The sequence below is a fragment of the Shewanella sp. 10N.286.48.B5 genome, from assembly GCF_002874355.2.
In the GTDB taxonomy this organism is placed as follows: domain Bacteria; phylum Pseudomonadota; class Gammaproteobacteria; order Enterobacterales; family Shewanellaceae; genus Shewanella.
Genome location: NZ_MCVG02000011.1, coordinates 1 through 5,677, shown reverse-complemented (window position 1 = coordinate 5,677; position 5,677 = coordinate 1). Strand labels below are relative to the sequence as shown.

Annotated in this window: 2 tRNA genes and 3 rRNA genes; all 5 read right to left on the bottom strand. The window is 49.2% G+C overall.

The features are described 5' to 3' along the window. Nucleotides 1-150: 150 nt before the first annotated feature. The 5 genes from rrf to BCU57_RS20925 all read right to left on the bottom strand — a co-directional run bounded on the left by rrf (nucleotide 151) and on the right by BCU57_RS20925 (nucleotide 5,403). Nucleotides 151-266, bottom strand: a 5S ribosomal RNA gene (gene rrf / locus BCU57_RS20945). 104 nt (nucleotides 267-370) lie between these two features. Next, nucleotides 371-3,264: ribosomal RNA gene (locus tag BCU57_RS20940) — 23S ribosomal RNA — on the bottom strand. A 305-nt stretch (nucleotides 3,265-3,569) separates the two neighbouring features. After that, nucleotides 3,570-3,645: transfer RNA gene (locus tag BCU57_RS20935), tRNA-Ala, on the bottom strand. Between the two features lie 24 nt (nucleotides 3,646-3,669). After that, a tRNA-Lys gene (locus BCU57_RS20930) sits at nucleotides 3,670-3,745 on the bottom strand. Nucleotides 3,746-3,848: 103 nt separating this feature from the next. After that, nucleotides 3,849-5,403 (bottom strand): 16S ribosomal RNA (locus tag BCU57_RS20925). Together the 16S, 23S and 5S rRNA genes with 2 tRNA genes alongside form the textbook arrangement of a ribosomal RNA operon. Between the last annotated feature and the right edge of the window lie 274 nt (nucleotides 5,404-5,677).

Genomic DNA, 5,677 nt, shown 5'->3' with positions numbered 1-5,677 from the left:
TGTTCTCTAAAAAGAGAACGCTTTCAGTGCCTTAGCACTTAAGCAGGACGCGTATAATACGCTTTCCACTTTGAAAGTCAACATAAAACTCTAAGAAAACTTAGAACTCTATGGTGACTTGTCTATTAAATAGACAAAGTCGAAATTAAAGCCTGGCGATGTCCTACTCTCACATGGGGAAACCCCACACTACCATCGGCGCTATTGTGTTTCACTTCTGAGTTCGGCATGGAATCAGGTGGGTCCACAATGCTATGGTCGCCAAGCAAATTTTTTTAAAATTCGGAAAAACTGATTTAAAAGTTATGTCTCTTCAAACTCATTCAAGGTCTGTCTTTCTATTGAGTCCACAAAACCCCTTGGGTGTTGTATGGTTAAGCCTCACGGGCAATTAGTACAGGTTAGCTCAATGCCTCGCAGCACTTACACACCCTGCCTATCAACGTCGTAGTCTACGACAACCCTTTAGGACACTTATAGTGCCAGGGAAAACTCATCTCAAGGCTCGCTTCCCGCTTAGATGCTTTCAGCGGTTATCGATTCCGAACTTAGCTACCGGGCAATGCCATTGGCATGACAACCCGAACACCAGAGGTTCGTCCACTCCGGTCCTCTCGTACTAGGAGCAGCCCCTTTCAATTTTCCAACGCCCACGGCAGATAGGGACCGAACTGTCTCACGACGTTCTAAACCCAGCTCGCGTACCACTTTAAATGGCGAACAGCCATACCCTTGGGACCGACTTCAGCCCCAGGATGTGATGAGCCGACATCGAGGTGCCAAACACCGCCGTCGATATGAACTCTTGGGCGGTATCAGCCTGTTATCCCCGGAGTACCTTTTATCCGTTGAGCGATGGCCCTTCCATTCAGAACCACCGGATCACTATGACCTGCTTTCGCACCTGCTCGAATTGTCATTCTCGCAGTCAAGCGGGCTTATGCCATTGCACTAACCACACGATGTCCAACCGTGTTTAGCCCACCTTCGTGCTCCTCCGTTACTCTTTGGGAGGAGACCGCCCCAGTCAAACTACCCACCAGGCACTGTCCGTAATCCCGATTCAGGGACCAACGTTAGAACATCAAAACTACAAGGGTGGTATTTCAAGGACGACTCCACCACATCTAGCGACGCGGTTTCATAGTCTCCCACCTATCCTACACATGTAGGTTCAATGTTCAGTGCCAAGCTGTAGTAAAGGTTCACGGGGTCTTTCCGTCTAGCCGCGGGTACACTGCATCTTCACAGCGATTTCAATTTCACTGAGTCTCGGGTGGAGACAGCGTGGCCATCATTACGCCATTCGTGCAGGTCGGAACTTACCCGACAAGGAATTTCGCTACCTTAGGACCGTTATAGTTACGGCCGCCGTTTACCGGGGCTTCGATCAAGAGCTTCGACCGAAGTCTAACCCCATCAATTAACCTTCCGGCACCGGGCAGGCGTCACACCGTATACGTCATCTTACGATTTTGCACAGTGCTGTGTTTTTAATAAACAGTTGCAGCCACCTGGTATCTGCGACTCTCGTCTGCTCCATCCGCAAGGGACTTCACTGATAAGAGCGTACCTTCTCCCGAAGTTACGGTACCATTTTGCCTAGTTCCTTCACCCGAGTTCTCTCAAGCGCCTTGGTATTCTCTACCCGACCACCTGTGTCGGTTTGGGGCACGATTTCTTATAATCTGAAGCTTAGAGGCTTTTCCTGGAAGCATGGCATCAATGACTTCACTACCGTAGTAGCTCGACATCGTATCTCAGCGTTAATGAAAGTCCGGATTTACCTAAACTTTCCGCCTACGTACTTGAACCTGGACAACCGTCGCCAGGCCCACCTAGCCTTCTCCGTCCCCCCATCGCAATTGTAAGAAGTACGGGAATATTAACCCGTTTCCCATCGACTACGCCTTTCGGTCTCGCCTTAGGGGGCGACTCACCCTGCCCCGATTAACGTTGGACAGGAACCCTTGGTCTTCCGGCGAGGGAGTTTTTCACTCCCTTTATCGTTACTCATGTCAGCATTCGCACTTCTGATACCTCCAGCAGCCCTTACAGACCACCTTCAACGGCTTACAGAACGCTCCCCTACCCCACATACCCTAAGGTACGTAGCCGCAGCTTCGGTGTATAGCTTAGCCCCGTTACATCTTCCGCGCAGGCCGACTCGACCAGTGAGCTATTACGCTTTCTTTAAATGATGGCTGCTTCTAAGCCAACATCCTGGCTGTCTGAGCCTTCCCACATCGTTTCCCACTTAGCTATACTTTGGGACCTTAGCTGGCGGTCTGGGTTGTTTCCCTCTCCACGACGGACGTTAGCACCCGCCGTGTGTCTCCCGGATAGTACTTACTGGTATTCGGAGTTTGCAAAGGGTTGGTAAGTCGGGATGACCCCCTAGCCTTAACAGTGCTCTACCCCCAGTAGTATTCGTCCGAGGCGCTACCTAAATAGCTTTCGGGGAGAACCAGCTATCTCCAGGTTTGATTGGCCTTTCACCCCTAGCCACAAGTCATCCGCTAATTTTTCAACATTAGTCGGTTCGGTCCTCCAGTTGATGTTACTCAACCTTCAACCTGCCCATGGCTAGATCACCTGGTTTCGGGTCTAATCCTAGCAACTGTACGCCCAGTTAAGACTCGGTTTCCCTACGGCTCCCCTAAACGGTTAACCTTGCTACTAAAATTAAGTCGCTGACCCATTATACAAAAGGTACGCAGTCACACCACGAAGGTGCTCCTACTGCTTGTACGTACACGGTTTCAGGTTCTATTTCACTCCCCTCACAGGGGTTCTTTTCGCCTTTCCCTCACGGTACTGGTTCACTATCGGTCAGTCAGTAGTATTTAGCCTTGGAGGATGGTCCCCCCATATTCAGACAGGATATCACGTGTCCCGCCCTACTCGTTTTCACTGATTATGATGTGTCGGTTACGGGGCTATCACCCTTTATTGCGAGACTTTCCAGACTCTTCACCTGCATCATTAAAAGCTTAAGGGCTAATCCAATTTCGCTCGCCGCTACTTTCGGAATCTCGGTTGATTTCTCTTCCTCGGGGTACTTAGATGTTTCAGTTCCCCCGGTTTGCCTCCTGTTGCTATGTATTCACAACAGGATACGTGCTTGTGCACGAGGGTTTCCCCATTCAGAAATCCCAGACTCAAAAGGTTATTACTACCTAATCTGGGCTTATCGCAAGTTATTACGTCTTTCATCGCCTCTGACTGCCAAGGCATCCACCGTGTACGCTTAGTCACTTAACCATACAACCCGAAAGGGTCTTAGCGTATGGCAACTAACCAAGGTTTTTGGTTGTCATCAAGAAGGGTTAATTCTTGATGACTGTTTGCCGGACTCAATTGTGAATCAAACTAAAGTTTGATTCGAATACAAGACACTTGAATGTGTTTGTTGTGTTTATCTAATGAAAGATAAACATTGAGAACTTTTAAATTTGATTGAATTACTCGTAAGTAAATCAATCAGTCAGCTTTCCAAATTGTTAAAGAGCTTGATTCAAAAGCTTTGAACCCATTTTTAAATATTCTTAAGAGAAAAACCTTAAAGATGGTGGAGCTATGCGGGATCGAACCGCAGACCTCCTGCGTGCAAGGCAGGCGCTCTCCCAGCTGAGCTATAGCCCCATATTTGTATTCCTTAGTCGATATTGGTGGGTCGTGCAGTGGATTCGAACCTCCGACCAATGATTAAAAGTCACTGCTCTACCAACTGAGCTAACGACCCGAGCGCTCTAACCCGAAGGGCGGTGCCTACAGACCCAATATCGTCTCTTTTACTTTCTAAACCTAATCAATCTGTGTGGACACTCATCGTAAGTATCTTCGTATAAGGAGGTGATCCAGCCCCAGGTTCCCCTAGGGCTACCTTGTTACGACTTCACCCCAGTCATGAACCACAAAGTGGTGAGCGTCCTCCCCGAAAGGTTAAACTACCCACTTCTTTTGCAGCCCACTCCCATGGTGTGACGGGCGGTGTGTACAAGGCCCGGGAACGTATTCACCGTGACATTCTGATTCACGATTACTAGCGATTCCGACTTCATGGAGTCGAGTTGCAGACTCCAATCCGGACTACGACGCACTTTTTGGGATTCGCTCACTATCGCTAGCTTGCTGCCCTCTGTATGCGCCATTGTAGCACGTGTGTAGCCCTACTCGTAAGGGCCATGATGACTTGACGTCGTCCCCACCTTCCTCCGGTTTATCACCGGCAGTCTCCCTGGAGTTCCCGACATGACTCGCTGGCAAACAAGGATAAGGGTTGCGCTCGTTGCGGGACTTAACCCAACATTTCACAACACGAGCTGACGACAGCCATGCAGCACCTGTCTCAGAGCTCCCGAAGGCACACCTGCGTCTCCGCTGGCTTCTCTGGATGTCAAGAGTAGGTAAGGTTCTTCGCGTTGCATCGAATTAAACCACATGCTCCACCGCTTGTGCGGGCCCCCGTCAATTCATTTGAGTTTTAATCTTGCGACCGTACTCCCCAGGCGGTCTACTTAACGCGTTAGCTCCGAAAGCCACGGCTCAAGGCCACAACCTCCAAGTAGACATCGTTTACGGCGTGGACTACCAGGGTATCTAATCCTGTTTGCTCCCCACGCTTTCGCATCTGAGTGTCAGTGTCTGTCCAGGGGGCCGCCTTCGCCACTGGTATTCCTTCAGATCTCTACGCATTTCACCGCTACACCTGAAATTCTACCCCCCTCTACAGCACTCTAGTTCACCAGTTTCAAATGCAGTTCCGAGGTTGAGCCCCGGGCTTTCACATCTGACTTAATGAACCACCTGCATGCGCTTTACGCCCAGTAATTCCGATTAACGCTCGCACCCTCCGTATTACCGCGGCTGCTGGCACGGAGTTAGCCGGTGCTTCTTCTGTTGCTAACGTCAAGATGCGCAGCTATTAACTACACACCCTTCCTCACAACTGAAAGTACTTTACAACCCGAAGGCCTTCTTCATACACGCGGCATGGCTGCATCAGGCTTTCGCCCATTGTGCAATATTCCCCACTGCTGCCTCCCGTAGGAGTCTGGACCGTGTCTCAGTTCCAGTGTGGCTGATCATCCTCTCAGACCAGCTAGGGATCGTCGCCTTGGTGAGCCATTACCTCACCAACTAGCTAATCCCACCTAGGCATATCTTGACGCGAGAGGCCCGAAGGTCCCCCTCTTTGGCCCGTAGGCATTATGCGGTATTAGCCATCGTTTCCAATGGTTATCCCCCACATCAAGGCAATTTCCTAGGCATTACTCACCCGTCCGCCGCTCGACGCCCATTAAATCACCCGAAGGATTGTTAGTGTCGTTTCCGCTCGACTTGCATGTGTTAGGCCTGCCGCCAGCGTTCAATCTGAGCCATGATCAAACTCTTCAATTTAAGATTTTGTGACTCAACGAATACTGACTTCAAAACTAATATTCATTGCTCTTTCGAAAAAGACGATGAACATGTAATTCTAAAGCTATTACCATTCCAACAGAATGGTAATGAATTGACTGTGCCAAATAACTACAAGTAGTTAAACGTATTGGTCACTCAGTTCATTGAAATCAATTTGTTACCGAAGTAACTGTTTTACCTAAAGATAAAACGTTTTGATATTCATCAACGAGTGCCCACACAGATTGATAGGTTTAAATTGTTAAAGAGC